The sequence below is a fragment of the Cognatiyoonia sediminum genome (genome assembly GCF_900129845.1).
Taxonomy (GTDB): domain Bacteria; phylum Pseudomonadota; class Alphaproteobacteria; order Rhodobacterales; family Rhodobacteraceae; genus Cognatiyoonia; species Cognatiyoonia sediminum.
The window spans coordinates 488,888-506,037 of sequence record NZ_FQXB01000001.1 but is presented as its reverse complement, the minus strand read 5'-3'; the positions used below and the strand labels follow the sequence as shown (position 1 = coordinate 506,037).

Genomic DNA, 17,150 nt, shown 5'->3' with positions numbered 1-17,150 from the left:
ATCAATTATCTGAATGTCACGCTCGCTGCCGTGCAGACGTTCACGTTGTATCGCTCGATCGACCGTCCGTCTTGGAATTCGGCTTTCATGTCAAAGTTACAGGCCCCAGTGCCATCATCGAAGTTGATGCTTACGGATCGACCATTGCCCAGAACGGTTGAGCCGAGGATGTCTTCTTCCCAGGAATTGGTTGACACACGTGATCCGTAGAACCGCCAAATGGTTTCACCAGTTTGGTTATTGATCAACACATTGCGGTTGAATCCATCAGAAGACGCGTTTTGCTCCACACAACCGGCAAGACCGAGAGCGAAGACAGTGGCAAAAGCAGCAGATTTATATTGAAACGACATTCATTTCCCCAAATTTTAGTAACAACACGGGTCAATTTCCCCTGACCCTGCGACAGCCTAAGCCACAGTTCACGAATTTGTCATCTGTTTTGTGTTTCGAGCATTTCCTGCCTCGCGGTCATCCCTTGCAATTTACCAGCTGTTTCGCCCATCGTGCGGTATGTTGAAACGGTTCATTGCTGCGACTTTCCTAACCTTGACGAGCGTTCCGGCACTGGCCTGTGACACAGCGCTTATTCTGACCATTGATGTCTCAAATTCCGTCGACCCGGCTGAATGGGCCCTTCAGAAAGATGGGCTTGTCGACGCTCTCCGCGATCCCGAGGTCGTTGGCGCAATGGTAGACAACTACGCTGCCCTCATGGTCATCCAGTGGTCGGGCGAAGACAAACAAGAAATCTCCATCCCTTGGACGCGTGTTGAAAACGAATTGGACGCAGCATTATTCGCGAACCTGGCAGCCGATATGGAACGCGCCTTTGTTTTGTCAGACACAGCCCCAGCAGAAGCCATCTACTTCTCTTTGGAACAGTTTGAGGATGTACCCGATTGCCTGCGCAAAGTCATCGACATATCCGGCGACGGAACCCCCAATTCCGGGCGCGACACGGCAACCGCGCGAATCATCGCAGAGCGTTCCGGCGTGACAATCAACGGCATTGCAATTGAATCCATGGGGGTCGCGATTACCAACTTTTATGAGCGCAAAGTCATCACACGAAACGGCTTTGTCCTGACCGCGCGTCGACATCTCGATTACCCCCGCGCCATCCGTCAGAAGATTATTCGCGAACTCAGCAGAATGCTTGGTTGACGCATAACACCTTGCTGGTCACACAGTCTTCAACTGGTGTTTGAGGGCAAACGGAACGTGCCAAGTTACGCAGATCTCTTTCGGATTTTCGGACGCATCGGCCTCCAATCCTTTGGTGGCCCTGCAGCACAGATTGCATTGATGCACAAAGAACTGGTCGAAAACCGAGATTGGTTGACGGAAGAAGAGTTCTTGAGAGCCCTCTCCTTCTGCATGCTCCTTCCAGGGCCTGAGGCAATGCAACTCGCCACCTATTCCGGCTGGCAGCAGCGCGGTATCACAGGCGGTTTGATCGCCGGTGGCCTCTTTGTCCTACCTGGGGCCATTGTGATCGCCATGCTGGCCATCGCTTATGGCACATTCGGAAATCAACCTTGGGCGCAATCGCTCTTTTTGGGGATACAGGCAGCAGTCGTGGTAATCGTCGTGGATGCCTTGCGTAAGGTCTCTCAAAAGGCGCTGACAGGGCCACTGGCGTTCGTGATCGCAGCCTTATCCTTTTTTTCGCTCTATGTGTTTGCCCTTCCTTTTCCGTTAGTCATTGCTGTGGCAGCATGTATCGGCTGGTTCGGTTTCAAAACCTTGCCACCAAACGGACAAGTCAAACCGGTTTCGCGCAAAGGAGTGCTTCCGGTTATCGTGATCAGCGGCCTCATCTGGGCACTCCCTTTGGTTTTGGCGATAGCCCTTGACGCCAACTTCCTGACCGAAATCGGCCTCTTTTTTTCAAAACTCGCTGTCGTCTCTTTCGGCGGAGCCTATGCCGTTCTCGCCTATATGACGCAGGTGGTCGTCACAGATTTCGGCTGGCTTGCCCCGAATGAGATGCTGGACGCGCTCGGTCTAGCCGAAACCACCCCCGGCCCGCTCATTCTGGTAACGCAATTCGTTGCCATACTCGCTGGCTTGTCAGAAGGCGGGATAGGTATCGCAATTGCCGCTGGCCTGATGACCTTGTGGGTCACGTTTGTGCCCTGCTTTATATGGATTTTCGCAGGCGCACCTTACATCGAATGGCTTTCTGGCCAGCCGCGACTTCAAGCGGCGTTGAAGGGCATCACCGCTGCGGTCGTTGGCGTCATCGCAAATCTTTCACTCTGGTTCGCTGTTCAGGTATTTTTTGACGACGTCACCATTGGTCCGTTCAACGTCCTCAGTCCCAACCTGTCTTCTATCAACATTGCCGCCGTCATGGTCGCCGTTTTGGCCGCCGTCATTTTGTTGTTCGCAAAACAACCGCTTTGGCGTGTTTTGATCCTCTGCTCATTGGCGTCATTCGGTTTGGGCTGGGCAATCGGCGCATAGCCCCTTTCAACCAGACCCGAATCCACTATGCTGACGTCACGACAACGGACAGGGGTGCTCAAGATGTCACGTCGCATCGACTACGGAAACTTGATGCATAGGGCCATGCGCAGCCTGATCCAAAACGTCTTGACCGACATTCAGCAGAATGGCCTACCCGGCGAACATCATTTCTTCATTACCTTCGATACGCTCCATCCGGATGTCGAACTGGCAGACTGGTTGTCTGATCGCTATCCCGGTGAAATGACGATTGTCATCCAGCATTGGTTCGACAATTTAGACGTAACCGACGAAGGGTTCTCGATCACGCTTAACTTCGGCGAAAACCCCGAACCGATGTATATCCCCTACGACGCGATCAAAACCTTCGTCGATCCATCTGTCGAATTTGGCCTTCGCTTTGAGACGCAAGAGGAAGACGAAGACGAGGAAGACGAAGTCGAAGAGGCGCCTATGGAAGAGATGGCCGAAGAACCCGAAGCCCCGCCAACAGAGGCCGAAGTCGTCTCTTTGGATCAATTCCGCAAATAGCGCCATTGCGCTTTATCGGGGCGCTGGCTAATCAAGGTTGAAATCCTTGATGACGGAGACCTCGATGTCCGAAACCCGCACAGAAACCGACAGCTTTGGCCCTTTAGAAGTCCCAGCAGACCGCTATTGGGGCGCACAAACCCAGCGCTCGCTTCAAAACTTCCCGATCGGTTGGGAAAAGCAGCCTGTTGCGATTGTTCGGGCCTTAGGTGTCATCAAACAAGCCTGTGCGATGGCCAACAAAGAACGTGGCAAGCTAGACGCAGAAAAAGCCGACGCGATGATCGAAGCGGCCTCGGAAGTGGTGGCGGGCAAGCTCGATGACCATTTCCCGCTCGTTGTTTGGCAAACCGGATCGGGCACGCAGTCCAATATGAATGCGAACGAGGTGATCTCAAACCGCGCTATTGAAATTTTGGGCGGTGAGATTGGATCGAAAGAGCCGGTGCATCCGAATGACCATTGCAACATGGGTCAATCGTCAAACGACACCTTCCCAACTGCAATGCACATCGCCGTAGCCACGACTGCCCATGACGTTCTGATCCCCGGCTTGGAAAAACTCCACGCCGCTCTCGCGGCAAAGCAAGCCGAGTTCGATCACATCATCAAAATCGGCCGCACACATACGATGGACGCCACCCCCCTTACATTGGGTCAGGAATTCAGCGGCTACGTTCATCAAGTCGCAATGGGCCTGCGCCGCGTCAAAGCCGCGTTGCCGGCGATCTATGAACTGGCTCAGGGTGGTACGGCTGTTGGAACCGGCCTGAACACGCCTAAGGGCTGGGGCGAAACGGTTGCCAAGAACATGGCAGAGATCACCGGCCTGCCCTTCGTCACAGCGCCCAACAAATTCGAAGCTCTCGCCGCACATGACGCCTTGGTCGAAATGTCCGGCGCGTTGAAAACAGTTGCGGCGAGCCTCTACAAAATCGCCTGCGACATCCGTTTCCTCGGCTCCGGCCCGCGCTGTGGCCTAAGTGAGTTGATGTTGCCTGAAAACGAACCTGGCTCCTCCATTATGCCAGGCAAAGTGAACCCAACACAGGTTGAGGCAATTACGCAAGTTTGTGCCCATGTCATGGGCAATGACGCCGCCGTGGGCTTTGCCGGATCGCAAGGGCATTTTGAACTCAACGTGATGAAGCCAATGATGGCTTATAACGTGCTGCAATCGATGCAATTGATCGGTGATGCGGCCTCTGCCTTCACCGATAACTGTGTCGTTGGCATCAAAGCCGACGAAGGCCGGATTGAGCAATTGTTGCGCGAAAGCCTTATGCTCGTCACAGCGCTTGCCCCGACGATTGGCTACGACAATGCTACGACGGTCGCGAAGACAGCGCATAAGAACCGCACTACACTGAAAGAAGAAGCGATCAAGCTCGGCTTTGTTGATGAAGAAACCTTCGACAAAGTTGTCCGTCCTGAGGATATGATCGGCCCGAAATGAAGCCGATTAATCTGAACAAGGCCCGAAAGGCGAAAGCGCGGGACGATGCAAAAGCCCGCGCTAACAAAAACGCTGTGAAATACGGACGGACCAAAGCGCAGCGACTGCTTGAGGCGACGCAGCAAGAACAGGCGAGCAAGCGCCTGTCGGAACTCAAGTTCGAAGATGAGTAGCGGCCGCCCCGTCAAACGCTCACTGACCCTACAGCAGCATCGGACCAGCGTGTCGCTCGAAGATGCGTTTTGGAAAGAGTTCAAAGTCATTGCTGAAAGAACGGGCAAGACCATCAACGGTCTTGCCGCAGAAATTGACGAGGCGCGCGGCGACGTAGGCCTTGCGTCCGCGATCCGCGTCTTTGTGCTGGAAGATCTACAAAGCCGCTAGGCCGGTCGGATTTTTAGGAAAATTCCATCCTTGCTCCGCACCGTCAATTGAGCAACGGGCACTGGTGGACGGCTATTGTCGACTTCAAAGGCGAATGCACCGACCAGTTTCGAAAGCAACAACACCCCTTCCATCATCGCAAACCCAGCGCCAGTGCATACGCGCGGTCCGGCCGAGAACGGCAAATAGGCCTTCTGAGAACACTCCTTTCCATTGGGAGAGGACCATCGGTCGGGCCTAAATTCATCGGGATCGCCCCAAAGCCGATTTTGGCGGTGAAGATGCCAAGGCGATACGATGATCTGAGATGATTTTGGAACCGGTCTTTTTCGAAAAATCTCAGGCTGCGCGGCCTCCCGCACCATCATTGGCACTGGCGGATAAAGCCGTAGCGTCTCGCGGAAAACGTCCCTTGTAACGGCCAACTTCGACAATCCCGCAAATTCACCCGAGAACTCACTTGCTTCGTCACGCAGCCTCTCCTGCCATTCGGGATCAAGCGCCAATAGATACAGCGCCCACGACAGCGCCGCTGCCGAAGTCTCATGCCCCGCCAGAAAGAAGATCGCGACCTGATCGACGATTTCGTCACTGCTGAACCCCTCACCCGTCTCCGGGTCTTTCATCGTCATAATCTTGGTCGCAAGATCGTCTGGCGCACTCCCCTTCGCAATCCGATCCGCCCGACGCTCAACCAGCTTCGCAATCAGACCCCTAATCTCTTCCGCTGTCTCGGTGGTCTCTTTGCGGAATAGCTTTGGCATCCAATTCGGACCGGATAAAAAAGCCGAAAGATTCACGATGGGTTGGCTGCGCTGGTGGGCGCGGAACGCCTCAAAGGTTCTAGTTGCCAGCTCATCTTCAATCGGGATCGAAAAAAGGCTTCGGAAAATCACATCCGCCGCCAAATGCGAGGTGATTGGCTCCACATCAACGGTTGCGCCATTCGCCAGAGGACGCAAACGATCAACCGCCGCCTCTCCCGCACTTAGGATCGCCGGAAAGGCCGATTTCAGTCGCCCACCTTCAAAAGCCGGATCAATGATCCGCCGTTGCCGCTTCCACTCTTCACCGTTGGTGAGGAATACCGAGTTCCCAAGCAAAGGCCGCAATCCGACGCCAACCCGTTCTGACTTTGGAAAATCATCAGGCCGATCCTTCAACACGGTTTTGATGACCTCAGGATCATTGACAAGAAAACTTCGAAAGAAAGGCGTCCGAAATTCAGCCATCCACGCACGATAGAGTTTCTCAGGCTGGGCCGACAGAATATCACGCCGAAAAAGTCGAAGGTGCTGCCAAAGGCTTACCGTCTCCGGTCGATGATCTGGTTTCGGCGGTCGTGTCATTCCATTGTTGTATACTTTGACGCCACAACGTCGATCCTCGATTTCGAGGATGCCCGCCCACGATAGCGATCCGCAAGAGTGCGCGGCCCGCATGTGATCTGGAAATAGTCGTAATCCTTGGGGCGGTCGAAACTACAAAGATACTGAAAATGTAACCTAAAATACTTGCGTTTAAGTTCCTCCCAACGCTCTGGCGCCAAGGTTTGGGTAAAGGCCGCGGAAATGACGATGGGCCATTTCTGATCGCTGTCAGCCACACCGCTCACCGCCACTGGATCGCACAAAGCAAAGCAACACCCATCGCCCGGTGCAGAAACATCGATCCATGTGATCGCCTCACTGGTCGCTATATAGTTGAGGTCCGCCCTTAGCGCCGTCGCCTTGGGAAGAAATGACACCATCGGGACAACCTGCCCCAACGTGAGCAATCCCAACTTGGGTCCATTCTTACGAGGAGGCGACGAACGCAAAACCGCTGCCAGTATCGAAATCGCCAAATGCGCCCCAGATGAATGGCCGACAACAAGAACCTCATCCACATCCGATCTCAGCGCTTCGGAAATCCGCGCTTCGAACTCAGCCATGCGTTCCTTCAATTCCGGCCGCGTGTCCCCCTTCAATCCGGCCGAAAACGCGTAGTCGTACATCAGATAATAGGCGTAGGTCTTACGGTCCTTCGATTGGCAAAACCGTAAAACAAGCCAGCAAATAGCCAGAACAATTGGCCACGACACAAACCAAGGAAACCGGACGCTCCAGCCAAATAGGCCGATGACGCTTGCAACGATGCCCTCCACCACGGATGCAACAAACCACCCCAGCAACAGCCCAACGAGCAATTGCAAGATCAACATCCCGACCGGATAGAGCGCCGCAATCACCGGCCCTTTGCGCATCCACATCAACCGGCGCAACGTGCCCGACGTGATGTAAATCCAACTGGTCCGCAGCATCTGCCAATAGGTCGCTGGAATCGAATTCGACATGCTGTCGCGCACGATGTCTGACCAGATCAAAACATCAATATCCGCAACAGTCGTCGATCCGTCGATTTTCGCAGCCGCGCGCCAGCCATAACCGTCATCTTTCGGCTTCCCAGCCACGCCTATCTCGTACCCGCTGATCTTCGCCTGAGCTGCACTTTCGGTGCGATACAGCTCTCGATACCGCCGCGGCGGAAAGGGATCGTAGCCAGGTATATAAAAGACCTGGCGTCGTTTAACCGAAGTTTCTGTGCCGTTATCCATCGCCCACCCAGCTGGATTCCAAACGACCCTATACCGAGGTTGTGGCGAAATTAAGCGCTTATCCGAGGACTGCCAAAGCTGGGAATTTTTCAAACAGCCAATAGCTTAACGCCGTGAATTGACCGGTCAGCATCAGAACGCCAACCGTTACCAACAAAACGCCGGATACGCGTTCAATTGCCACCATATGGCGCTTCATCCAAGCCATTGCCCCTTTCAGTCGAGGGAAGAAGGCGGCAACCAACAAAAACGGTATGCCAAGCCCAAGCGCGTAGGCTGCAAGTAATGTTGTCCCACGCGCCACGTCAGCCTCCGACGCGGCAAGACCAAGAATCGCTCCCAAAATTGGCCCGATGCAAGGCGTCCAACCAAAGGCAAAGGCCAAGCCCAAAACATACGCTCCAAAGGATGACCCACCTCGGTCGCCGGCATCTAAACGGGCCTCTTTTTGCAAAAAACCGATCCGGAAGACCCCCAGAAAGTGCAATCCAAAGATTACGACAATGATGCCAGCACCATAAATAAACCAATCCTGATATTGCAGGAATGCACGCCCAACGGCAGAGACAGCCATCCCGAGGAAGATGAAGACCGTGGATAGACCCAGAACGAAGAATAAGGCCGCGGTAAACACCCGTTTCCGCGCGGCGCGTTCTTCATCCATATCGCCGACCGAAACGCCGCCCATATAAGCAAGATACGGCGGTACAATCGGAAGAACGCAGGGGCTCAGGAACGACAAAAGCCCCGCAAACACCGCGATAGCGATAGCAGGCAATAAAGTCGCGTCGAGTAGTGTCACTGCGTCCAAGATGAATACTCCTTGAACGTCAGATAATCTAACCTTTCGCCCGCGTCACCCAATCTGATGTCACGCTTGTGTTTACAAACTGTAACATGACGCTTAGGTCGCGCCCTATGAGCGACCAAACCTTAGATGCAACGGGCCTTTTGTGCCCCCTTCCCGTGCTAAAGGCCCGCAAACGACTGCAGGCCTTGCAGAGCGGAGATGTTTTGACCGTTTTGGCAGATGATCCTGCCGCTGTGGTCGATATCCCGCATTTCTGCGCAGAGGCTGGACATCTTCTTATTTCGCAAGAAGACGCAGACGGCGTTCAGAAATATGAGATAGAAAAAGGGTAATTCCCCGTGACGCAGCTACCTCATCTAGGGTTCCATTTACCTCGCACGACAAAATGTGATTTGGAAATTCTGCGCCACCCGCTAAAGTAGCAGCGATTATTTTATCGGTCACAGGCGTCAATACTAGCCAAATCAGGCCAAACTGTAGGGAACATCGTTATGTCAGCCACATCACGACGCAAATTTATGGGAGGGGCTGCAGCCCTCTTTTCCGGCCCCATCGCAACACCCCTCTTAGGGCAGGAAGCCCTCGAAGAGATTGCAGAACAACGCGCAGCAGAAGCGGCTTTGGCCGCTGCTGCGCCGCCAGCGGACCCTGCTCCGCGCCCGCCTCGTTCCAATCCAGCAAATTGGGATGGTTGGGATGCGCGCGTGACACCAGCCAACTATGACCCCGCAACTTCGAACCCGTGGGGTCTGCACCCAAGGTTCTTACCCGTTCGCGTGCAAGCGAATAGCGGCCTCAAACCTGGCGACATTCACGTCGATGCAGTTGCGCGCTACCTCTACCATATTCAGCCAGACGGAACCGCGATGCGTTACGGCGTCGCGATTGCGCGCGGCAGCCTCTATGAACCAGGCGTCTACACGATCCGTCGCAAGTCGAAATGGCCAACTTGGCGCCCAACCGACGCGATGATCGAGCGTGAGCCAGAACAATTCGAACGTTTCAAAGACGGGATGGACGGCGGGCCAAGCAACCCTCTTGGATCACGTGCGTTGTACCTCTATGTTGGCAACCGCGACACCTACCTGCGCATCCACGGAACCCCTAGCCCCCGCTCTATCGGCGGTCGCGCAAGTTCCGGCTGTGTGCGCATGGTGATGCGCCACATCATCGATCTTTATGACAATGTGCAAACGGGATCGACGGCGCATCTGTATCCTGCGGAGACGTAAACCGGATTAGGTTGCAGGCGCTGCTTCTGCAACCTGAGCACAAATCGGACGGCCGGAGCGCGTTCTGAGCGGCAGCATCGTTGTCTCAACTGGCCCGCGATATCGATACCAGTAGCAGTTGTCGCTTTCGCGTAGTTCGACAAAGCTCAGATCTTGATTTGGTGCCGCTGCTTCCAAAACTTCGGCGGGTACGTCGCCACTAGGGACAGAAACGGTACCATCCGTATTTTGAACAGCGCATCCTGCAAGCCCCAGAAAGACGAGACCTAGAATTTTTGTCGATGGAACAGCGGGCATCAAATCAAACTCTCCAAAATATCAAAACCAGCGTCGCAACTATCACGCGAATTTTCAGAATTGGCAAAGCCAACAGGCGTCTCCCGATTTAGGTTGTGGGTTTTCCGCATCACCAAAAACGCCGCCCAAAGGGCGGCGTTTCTGAGTTTATCGGTTCAACGACCACCAGCCTTTTCGCTTAGGCTTAGCTTCGGCGGCAGGTGCGTCCTCAACTGCAGGTGCCGGCTCTGCCGTTTCAACAACAGGTTCAGCTGCAGCCGTTTCTAACACTGGGGCTTCAGCTTTCGGTTCTGCCTTCTTCCGAGTGGTCCGCTTACGCTTCGGCTTCTCTTCGGTCGTTGCCTCAACTTCGGCCTCGACAGCCTCAGGCTCCGTCTTCTTGCGCGAGCGTGTCCGTTTCGGCTTTGTTTCTTCCTGAGGAGCCTCATCTTGAGGCGTTGCCTCCGCTGCCGCCTCACCAGCCTCAGCTTCCGCCTTCAAAGGTTTTTTGCGTGATCTGCGCGCCTTCGGCTTCTCTTCCGCTGTGTCTGACTCTATCGAAACTTCTGCATCAGTTGCTTCGGAAGATGTCTCCTCAGCCTTTGGAGCAGGCTTCTTTCGGCTTCGACTGCGCTTCGGCTTCTCTTCGGTCACTTCCGCCGCGTTAGCGTCGGCAGGTGCCTCCGCCGCTTCTACAGCCTCGGAACCATCAGCATCGCCTTCGCCGCCTTCTGCAGTATCAGCGTTCTGACCTTCAGCATTTTGTTGGTTCTCGGCATTCGCGCCACCACCGCGGCGCCGGCGACGCCGACGACGCTTCCGCTTTGGTTTATTTTCTTCGGTCGGCGCCTCTTCTTCGTCCGCAACAGCGGCATCCAAATCGATACCCTCTTCCATCAACGACTCAGCCGAAACAACGACCGTCGCCTCTGGCACCACCCGCGTCGCGGTCTTGAACTTCTCGATGTTATAATCAGGCGACACCAACGTCGGGTCACATTCGATCCGCACCGACATGCCATAACGCGCTTCAATATCGGCGATATGCTCGCGCTTTCCGTTCATTAGGAAGTTGGCAATTGAGATCGGCGCTTTGACCAGAACTTCCTTACTGCGCCCACGAACGCCCTCTTCTTCCAAGGACCGCAGGATCGACAATGCAACGTTGTCATCTGACCGCAAAAGGCCAGTCCCATGACAATGCGGGCACATCTGCGTCGTCGCTTCCAACATCCCCGGACGCAAACGCTGACGGCTCATTTCCATCAGACCAAAGCCGGAAATCCGTCCGACCTGAATACGCGCGCGATCCGTTTTCAGCCGGTCCTTAAACCGCTTCTCAACCGCGTTGTTGTTACGCCGTTCATCCATGTCGATGAAGTCAATCACGATCAAGCCAGCCAAGTCACGCAAACGAAGCTGACGCGCAACCTCATCCGCAGCTTCAAGGTTGGTCTTCAGAGCCGTTTGCTCGATCGAGCCTTCTTTCGTCGCCCGACCGGAGTTCACATCAATCGCGACCAAGGCTTCGGTAATGCCGATCACGATGTAGCCACCTGAAGGCAACTGCACCGTCGGGTTGAACATACCGTTCAAGAACCCTTCCACCTGATAACGCGCATAAAGCGGCAGTTGCTCAGTATAGTGCTTCACGTTCTTAGCGTGGGACGGCATGATCATCTTCATGAAGTCTTTCGCCGTGCGATAGCCTTCATCACCAGCAACGATCACTTCCTCAATCTCTTTGCTGTAAAGATCGCGGATCGACCGTTTGATCAGATCGCCCTCTTCGTAGATCGCAGCGGGTGCAATCGACTTTAAGGTAAGCTCTCTGATCTGCTCCCACATGCGTTGCAGATACTCGTAGTCGCGCTTGATCTCTGTCTTCGTCCGCTGAGATCCAGCGGTGCGAATAATCAGCCCTGCGCCCTCTGGCACATCCATACTATTCGCGATTTCTTTCAGCTTTTTGCGATCCGCCGCATTGGTGATCTTGCGGCTAATGCCACCACCACGCGCAGTGTTCGGCATCAAGACGCAGTAGCGTCCGGCCAAGCTCAGGTAAGTCGTAAGGGCCGCACCTTTATTTCCACGCTCTTCTTTAACGACCTGAACCAACAAGATCTGACGAACGTTGATCACTTCTTGGATTTTGTAGCGCTTGGGGCGTGGCTTACGCACCGGACGCACTTCATCCGTGTCGTCCTCTTTTACGCTCTCAATCCGATCGTCTTTAGAGGTCGCATCTGCCTTTGGCGAATCTTCCTCATCGTCAGACGCGTCTACGATGGGTTCCGAGTCGCTCTCATCACCGAGATCGATGGTTTCCATCCCGGCGATATCGCCAGAAGTTTCCTCTTCCGGCTCTACAGCTTCGACCTCTGGAGCATCTGCAGCTTCTGCGTCTTCAACCGGAGTGTCGTCAGCGGCTTTAGCGTCGTTGTTACTCTCCGACGCCTCTGTTTCCTCAGAAGCGTCTGCCGTCTGCTCTTCAACTTCCGCCGTAGCGACCGCATCCTCATTTGCAGCTTCCGCAGCAGCGGTCTTAGACCGACGACGGCGTCGTTTAGGCTTGGGTTTCGCCTCTTCCTCTTCTTCCGCTGCCCGCAGGCTTTCGGCATAGGCTTTTTCTTCAGCGATCAACGCTTCCCGATCGGCCACTGGAATTTGGTAATAGTCCGGATGGATTTCAGAGAACGCCAAGAACCCATGCCGGTTCCCGCCATAATCCACAAACGCCGCTTGCAACGAAGGCTCAACCCGCGTGACTTTGGCTAGATAGATGTTCCCAGCAAGCTGACGCTTGAACTGGCTCTCGAAATCAAACTCCTCGACTTTGTTCCCGTCTACAACGACGACGCGGGTTTCCTCCGCATGCGTCGCATCGATTAACATTTTCTTTGGCATAGTATCCGTTCACACGACACGATCGCCTGCGCCCCGGTGGAGCGTTTGAGAGGTGATGGTGTCTGATTAAGGCGATAGACGCGCGTGCGGCGGTGCGGCCCCGTGGGGGCGCTGCTACTCGGCCAATATTGCGCGCGCTTTGCATCGCGTTTCTTCTCCGGCTCTTTGAACGTCAAAGAACCCATTCATGGCCCGGTCCCTGCGAACAAACATGCAAGGCCTTGGGCGTTCCACTGACCCGCATCGGGGTCAAATCAGCTGTTTTGGCCCTCCGAAGTCTACGCCTCGTGTCCAAATCAGAGAATCTCTCCGAGCCCACCGCAATCCATCTCGCGACATGCTCGTGGTTTATACATAAGGGAGGTTGTGGGGATTTTACAATCGCTAAGTCGAAGAAAGCCAGGTTCGAGACCAGGAGGCCCGAATTTTTAGGCATCACCCGTCCAAATAATCCGACCGCTGCAACCCATACTTCGCCATCTTCTCATTCAAGGTACGGCGCGGCAGGCACAGCTCTTCCATCACCGATACAATCGAGCCCTTGTGACGACGCATCGTGTTATCGATCAACATCCGCTCAAATGCCTCGACAAACTCCTTCAACGGCTTGCCTTCAGTCGTGATTGCTGGCTTCGCCTCTTCAGTATCGGCCATCAACAGCGACGCAATGGAGCCAGTCCCCCGGCGGTTTTGCAGAACAGCCCGCTCGGCGACATTGATCAACTGACGCACATTGCCCGGCCACGGCGCTTGCAGAAGCTGAGCAGCCTCCTGAGCCGAGACCTCAGGCGCGTCACATCCATACTCGTCAGCAAACTGTTCACTGAGACGAGTGAATAGCGTCAGTATATCTTCCCCACGCTGCCGGAGCGGTGGCACCGTGATCTTGAGCGCAGCAAGCCGATAAAACAGGTCAGGTCGCAACACGTCTTCACAGGTCTTATCCTGTTCCTGCAGATTACAAATCGCGACGATCCGCGTCTCGGCAGGCACGCCTTGGTCATTGATCGCCGTCAACAAACGCGCTTGCAGCTTGTCACTGAGCGCCTCGATGTCTTCCAAAACCAAAGTTCCACCACGCGCTTCTTCGATAGCAGGGATCGGCTCCCCCTCTTCCGCTGGGCCAAAAAGCCTGCGCGCCAAGCTGTCTTCATCAAAAGCAGAACAGCTGATGAGGGTAAATTGCTTGGAAGCACGCGCACCTACTGCGTGAAGTGCGTGGGCAACAAGAGTTTTGCCCGTTCCCGTCTCCCCTTCGATCAACACATGGCCATCCGCTTGGCCGAGATCGAGAATGTCTTCCTTCAACCGCTCCATCGGAGGTGATTGGCCGATCAACTTCTTAATTAGGGACGCGCCATCGGACAATTCCTTGCGAAGCGCTCGGTTGTCGAGCGTCAAGCGACGCGCGTTTGTCGCCTTTTTCGCAAGCTCTGTCATGCGGTCGGGATTGAACGGCTTCTCAAGAAAATCAAACGCTCCGACACGCATCGCCTCCACAGCCATGGGCACATCGCCGTGGCCCGTGATCATGATCACCGGTAGCTGGCTATCGACGCCCTTGAGCTTTTTCAGAAACTGCATCCCGTCCATTCCGGGCATCTTGATGTCGCTCACGACGATCCCTGGAAAGTCGCTGCCAACCCCGCGCAGCGCATCTTCGGCCGATGCGAATGTTTCTGTCTCGAACCCAGATAAGGACAGCCACTGGCTGATGGATTGGCGCATGTCCCGTTCATCATCCACAATTGCGATCTTCATAGCCTTGCCCATGTCCGGCTCCTATTCCGCTACCGCGATTTCGCTGGTCAGCACTGGTAATTTCACTTCGAAAACAGCACCGCCCTTGGTCCCGTTGCGCGCCGTAAGTCTTCCACCTAAGTCGTTCACAATCCCCGAGGAAATGGCAAGCCCAAGGCCAACGCCGTCTCCGGGCTCTTTTGTGGTGTAAAACGGCTCAAAAAGCTCATCGAGGTTCTCGATCCCCGCGCCATTGTCACGGACTGTCAGCGTCACCGTATCCCCAACCGCGACCAGCACTTCGACCTCTGGATCATCGACTGCACTTGTCGCGTCCAAGGCGTTACGCAACAGGTTGATAATCACCTGCTCTAGCCTCAAGCGATCACCCAAAATCATTGCCGGTTGATCGGGCAAAGTCCGCGTGATTTGTACATGACGCGACTTCAATTGCGGCTCCATCATAGAAAGGGCTGTAGACACCGCATCCCTTGTATCTACAGGCTCAAACGCCTCTGACCCTTTCCTCGCGTACGACTTCAGCTGTCGCGTAATCGCCCCCATTCGTTCGATCAAATCATCGATCCTTTGGAAGGACGACAACGCCTCATCTGAGCGCTTGCGCGTGAGCAAAAGCCGCGCGCCTGCAAGGTAGGTTTTCATCGCCGCCAACGGTTGGTTCAACTCATGACTCACCGCCGCAGACATTTCCCCCAAAGCGGCCAATTTGGAGGATTGAGCAATGGTTTGCTCGGCCACTTCGAGGTTCTTTTCCGCCCTTTTTCGTTCGGCAATTTCCCGCTGGAGCCGTTGGTTCAATTGGCGCAATTCTGCTGACTCTCGCTGGAATAACGCCACGCGAGAGGCTGAGCTGCGCGACGATATCCAGAACACGAAAGCTAAGAGGACCGCAAAACCCATAATCTCGAGCGCGAGAATCGTGTTTACCCGGTCCCTCACCGATGAATAGGCGGTGTAACTGACCATACGCCAGCCCTGGAACGGTACTCGCACATCGCGGCGCAATACGGCCTCGCCCGCCAGATAGGCATCAACAGGCAACCCGCCCCACCCTTGGGTCGCGCGCCAAGCCCTCTCAATAGCTGTTGGCACTGGCCGAAGCGCAATCGCCTCTTCTTCATTCAACCCGCGCCACGTGGGTTCGGTCGACATGATTATGGTGCCTTCGCTGTCTTCAACGAACACCGCGTCAGAAACCCCTGCCCAATTCCGTTCGAGCTTGGGAATATCGACTTGAACCGCAATCACACCAAGAGTGTCGCCCGCCGATGCGATTTTTCGTGCATAAGTGAACCCAAAGCCGCCGCCCTCAAGCGGAGACGTCGTGAACGTCGACTGATTGGTTCGGATCGTATTGATGAAATACGGTTCTTTTTTGTGATTTTCGCCCAACCTGTTGCGGTCGGTGGCCGCCACCGTCCGACCATCAACATCCAGCAACATCAAAGACGCCGCGCCGATTTCATCTACGAATGACAGCAACCGCGCAGTCGAAAGGGAGTAATCGCCACTTTCCAAAGCCTCGATCAGTTCCGGATCGCGCGACAAAAGCTGCGGTACGATAGAATTCCGCTGAAGCTCCGCCATCAAACTCGCGACGTAGAAAGTCAAACGCACTTCAGACCGATTACGCGTGCTTTCCGTAAATCGTTGGGTCAACAGCTGGTTCGACGCGTAGATCACAAGCACCGCAATCGTTGTGATCGCAATCACGACGGCACGCAGCCGCCAACCGCCAAAGCGGTAGGGGCGTCTTACGGATGAGGTTTCGCTCATGGCCTTTAAGTTAAGCCTTGCTTATGGCTTCAACAAGGCGGGCGTTTAAGCGTCGGCGAATTGTGACAACAACCCACGGAACAAGGCCTGTCCGTCGGTTCCGCCATGCCCCTGATCAACTGCCCGTTCTGGATGGGGCATCATGCCGAGCACGCGACGGTTTTCAGACAAAACACCCGCGATATCAGAGACAGAGCCATTGGGGTTCTCTGTATATGTGAACGCGATGCGGTCTTGATCTTGCAACGTCGAAAGCGTGTCATCATCGACAGTGTAATTCCCGTCGTGATGTGCCACAGGGAAACCGACTGTATCACCTGCATTAAACGCCTCGGTGAATGCAGAATTCGACGTTTCGACCTGCAACCCAATGGTTTTACACACAAACTTGAGCTTTGCATTCCGCATCAAAACACCGGGCAGCAAGCGCGTTTCAGTCAAAACCTGAAAACCATTGCACACCCCAAGCGCATATCCGCCACGGTTCACATGATCTACCAGCGCTTTGCAAATAGGAGACTGCGCCGCAATCGCACCGCACCGCAGATAGTCCCCAAATGAGAACCCGCCCGGCACGGCGACCAAATCCAAACCACTCGGCAAATCCGCGTCTTTGTGCCAGACCATTTCCACATCGGCACCAGCGGCTTTCAACGCCACGGCCATGTCTCGATCACAGTTCGACCCTGGAAAGACGAGAACCGCCGCCTTCATCAGACCAGCTCCACGCGGTAGCTTTCAATCACAGTATTGGCGAGGAGTTTCTCGCACATCTCATTGATTGTTTCCTCGGACGTGCCATCCGCGAGGTCCAACTCAATCACCTTACCCTGACGGACACCTTCAACACCTTCGAAGCCCAAAGACCCCAACGCGTGTTTGACTGCCTCACCTTGAGGATCAAGGACGCCGTTCTTTAGCATGACATGAACTTTGGCTTTCATC

Annotated in this window: 18 protein-coding genes; 8 read left to right on the top strand and 10 right to left on the bottom strand. The window is 54.8% G+C overall.

Translation table 11 applies throughout. The annotated features are described in order from the left end of the window. Window positions 1–5: 5 nt before the first annotated feature. Window positions 6–353 carry a hypothetical protein gene (locus tag BUA85_RS02520; protein WP_072899038.1) on the bottom strand — a complete coding sequence of 116 codons (348 nt, stop codon included), beginning with the start codon at window positions 351–353 and terminating at the stop codon, window positions 6–8. Window positions 354–513: 160 nt separating this feature from the next. Between BUA85_RS02520 and BUA85_RS02515 the strand changes: the two genes are divergently transcribed. The 6 genes from BUA85_RS02515 (at window position 514) to BUA85_RS02490 (ending at window position 4,846) form a co-directional block, all read left to right on the top strand. After that, entirely contained in the window at window positions 514–1,167 is a 654-nt protein-coding gene (locus tag BUA85_RS02515; RefSeq protein WP_072899037.1) for a DUF1194 domain-containing protein, read from the top strand. Window positions 1,168–1,224: 57 nt separating this feature from the next. Then, window positions 1,225–2,472, top strand: coding sequence for a chromate efflux transporter (chrA, locus tag BUA85_RS02510; RefSeq protein WP_072899035.1), 1,248 nt, complete (start codon window positions 1,225–1,227; stop codon window positions 2,470–2,472). Between the two features lie 63 nt (window positions 2,473–2,535). Continuing rightward, on the top strand, window positions 2,536–3,006 hold the full coding sequence (locus BUA85_RS02505) for an SspB family protein (RefSeq protein ID WP_072900375.1): 471 nt from the start codon (window positions 2,536–2,538) through the stop codon (window positions 3,004–3,006). Window positions 3,007–3,070: 64 nt separating this feature from the next. Then, the gene (gene fumC, locus BUA85_RS02500) at window positions 3,071–4,462 is read left to right on the top strand and encodes a class II fumarate hydratase (RefSeq protein WP_072900374.1); all 1,392 of its coding nucleotides are present in this window, start codon (window positions 3,071–3,073) and stop codon (window positions 4,460–4,462) included. Further along, window positions 4,459–4,635 carry a DUF4169 family protein gene (locus tag BUA85_RS02495; RefSeq protein WP_072899033.1) on the top strand — a complete coding sequence of 59 codons (177 nt, stop codon included), beginning with the start codon at window positions 4,459–4,461 and terminating at the stop codon, window positions 4,633–4,635. Before fumC ends, BUA85_RS02495 begins: the two co-directional genes overlap by 4 nt. Further along, the gene (locus BUA85_RS02490) at window positions 4,628–4,846 is read left to right on the top strand and encodes a ribbon-helix-helix domain-containing protein (RefSeq protein ID WP_072899031.1); all 219 of its coding nucleotides are present in this window, start codon (window positions 4,628–4,630) and stop codon (window positions 4,844–4,846) included. Before BUA85_RS02495 ends, BUA85_RS02490 begins: the two co-directional genes overlap by 8 nt. Here BUA85_RS02490 and BUA85_RS02485 read toward each other — a convergent pair. The 3 genes from BUA85_RS02485 to BUA85_RS02475 are packed head-to-tail and all read right to left on the bottom strand — an operon-like array spanning window position 4,843 to window position 8,256. Then, a complete protein-coding gene (locus BUA85_RS02485) occupies window positions 4,843–6,195 on the bottom strand; it encodes a cytochrome P450 (RefSeq protein WP_072899029.1) in 1,353 nt (450 codons plus the stop codon). The two genes, BUA85_RS02490 and BUA85_RS02485, sit on opposite strands and share 4 nt — an antisense overlap. After that, window positions 6,192–7,442, bottom strand: a complete 1,251-nt coding sequence (locus BUA85_RS02480; RefSeq protein WP_072899028.1) for an alpha/beta hydrolase family protein — start codon at window positions 7,440–7,442, stop codon at window positions 6,192–6,194. Before BUA85_RS02480 ends, BUA85_RS02485 begins: the two co-directional genes overlap by 4 nt. Before the next feature lie 58 nt (window positions 7,443–7,500). Further along, window positions 7,501–8,256 (bottom strand): cytochrome c biogenesis CcdA family protein, encoded by a 756-nt coding sequence (locus BUA85_RS02475; protein ID WP_072899027.1) that lies wholly within the window; start codon window positions 8,254–8,256, stop codon window positions 7,501–7,503. Between the two features lie 104 nt (window positions 8,257–8,360). Here BUA85_RS02475 and BUA85_RS02470 point away from each other — a divergent pair, with 104 nt between their 5' ends. Both BUA85_RS02470 and BUA85_RS02465 read left to right on the top strand, forming a co-directional pair. Beyond that, window positions 8,361–8,585, top strand: a complete 225-nt coding sequence (locus BUA85_RS02470; protein WP_072899026.1) for a sulfurtransferase TusA family protein — start codon at window positions 8,361–8,363, stop codon at window positions 8,583–8,585. A gap of 159 nt (window positions 8,586–8,744) precedes the next feature. Beyond that, on the top strand, window positions 8,745–9,485 hold the full coding sequence (locus BUA85_RS02465; RefSeq protein ID WP_072899025.1) for a L,D-transpeptidase: 741 nt from the start codon (window positions 8,745–8,747) through the stop codon (window positions 9,483–9,485). A 6-nt stretch (window positions 9,486–9,491) separates the two neighbouring features. Here BUA85_RS02465 and BUA85_RS02460 read toward each other — a convergent pair whose 3' ends face one another. From BUA85_RS02460 to purS, 6 genes are all read right to left on the bottom strand, one after another. After that, a complete protein-coding gene (locus BUA85_RS02460; protein WP_072899024.1) occupies window positions 9,492–9,782 on the bottom strand; it encodes a hypothetical protein in 291 nt (96 codons plus the stop codon). A 147-nt stretch (window positions 9,783–9,929) separates the two neighbouring features. After that, complete coding sequence (locus tag BUA85_RS02455; protein ID WP_072899023.1) at window positions 9,930–12,668, bottom strand: Rne/Rng family ribonuclease; 2,739 nt, start codon at window positions 12,666–12,668, stop codon at window positions 9,930–9,932. A 435-nt stretch (window positions 12,669–13,103) separates the two neighbouring features. Continuing rightward, window positions 13,104–14,441 carry a sigma-54-dependent transcriptional regulator gene (locus tag BUA85_RS02450; protein WP_072899022.1) on the bottom strand — a complete coding sequence of 446 codons (1,338 nt, stop codon included), beginning with the start codon at window positions 14,439–14,441 and terminating at the stop codon, window positions 13,104–13,106. A gap of 9 nt (window positions 14,442–14,450) precedes the next feature. Then, window positions 14,451–16,205: a sensor histidine kinase gene (locus tag BUA85_RS02445; protein ID WP_083526163.1), complete on the bottom strand. Its 1,755-nt coding sequence runs from the start codon at window positions 16,203–16,205 to the stop codon at window positions 14,451–14,453. A gap of 45 nt (window positions 16,206–16,250) precedes the next feature. Next, window positions 16,251–16,919, bottom strand: a complete 669-nt coding sequence (gene purQ / locus BUA85_RS02440) for a phosphoribosylformylglycinamidine synthase subunit PurQ (protein WP_072899021.1) — start codon at window positions 16,917–16,919, stop codon at window positions 16,251–16,253. Then, complete coding sequence (gene purS, locus BUA85_RS02435; RefSeq protein ID WP_072899020.1) at window positions 16,919–17,149, bottom strand: phosphoribosylformylglycinamidine synthase subunit PurS; 231 nt, start codon at window positions 17,147–17,149, stop codon at window positions 16,919–16,921. The genes purQ and purS overlap by 1 nt, the downstream gene beginning before the upstream one ends. Between the last annotated feature and the right edge of the window lies 1 nt (window position 17,150).